At 62.1% G+C, this 968-nt stretch carries 1 protein-coding gene; it reads right to left on the reverse strand.

Features of this window, described 5'->3' with window-relative positions; all coding sequences use genetic code 11:
• Window positions 1–72: 72 nt before the first annotated feature.
• A partial coding sequence (locus HV670_RS30145) for an IS5 family transposase (RefSeq protein WP_217478564.1) occupies window positions 73–968 on the reverse strand: 896 nt, incomplete at its 5' end.

The following is a 968-nucleotide window of genomic DNA, read 5'->3' on the forward strand; positions in this document are numbered from 1 at the left end:
GCGGGCACTGCCGATGCTGAATAGCGGGTCTCGACAGCCTTTGGAAGGCGCGTTTTGCAAGGATCGGCGCGTTTAAGACGCACCTTGGGCATCGATGGCCAGCAACCGCCTCTTGGCGATCACGATGTTGGCCAAGCCGAACAGGCTGAATAGTTGCGCTTCGTTCTTAGCCAGCCCCTTGTAGCGCGTCTTCCTGTGACGGAACAGGTTTTTGATGACATGAAACGGATGCTCGACCTTGGCGCGAACGCTGGCCTTCAGTTGCTCGGCCTGCTCAAGCAATCGCGCCCACTTGAACTCAGGGTTCAGCTGCTTGCGCTTGCCCGGCTTCATCGCCACGTGCCACTGCGGCCCTATCGCTTCTTCGCGTTTGTCCACGCCCTGGTAGCCGGCATCACCGAAGGCAACCGTCTCCTGCCCATGCAGCAGTGCGCCGGCTTGCGTCACGTCGCTGACGTTGGCCGCCGTACCGATGACCGTGTGCACGACGCCCGACTCGGCATCCACGCCGACATGCGCCTTCATGCCAAAGTACCACTGATTGCCCTTCTTCGTTTGATGCATCTCGGGATCGCGCGCCTTCTCGGCATTCTTCGTCGAACTGGGCGCAGCGATGATCGTCGCGTCCACGATGGTGCCTGCACGCATCAGCAAGCCTTGCTCGGCCAAGTGTGCGTTGATCTCGTCGAACAGCGCCCGCGTCAGGTCATTGTCCTGCAGCAGGCGGCGAAACTTCAGCAGCGTCGTGGCATCGGGCACCGACTCGCGCGACAGGTCGACGCCCACGAAGTCGCGCAACGCCTGGCTGTCATACAACGCGTCCTCCAGCGCCTCGTCGGCCAAGCCGTACCACTGCTGCAGACAGTACATGCGCAACATTCTCGGCACTCCGATGGGCTGTCGGCCCACACGCCCGCTCTTCGGGTACAGCGGCTCGATCACTGCCATCAGGCGAGGCCACGGCACAA

It is taken from the genome of Pararobbsia alpina (assembly GCF_902859895.1).
Lineage (GTDB): Bacteria > Pseudomonadota > Gammaproteobacteria > Burkholderiales > Burkholderiaceae > Pararobbsia > Pararobbsia alpina.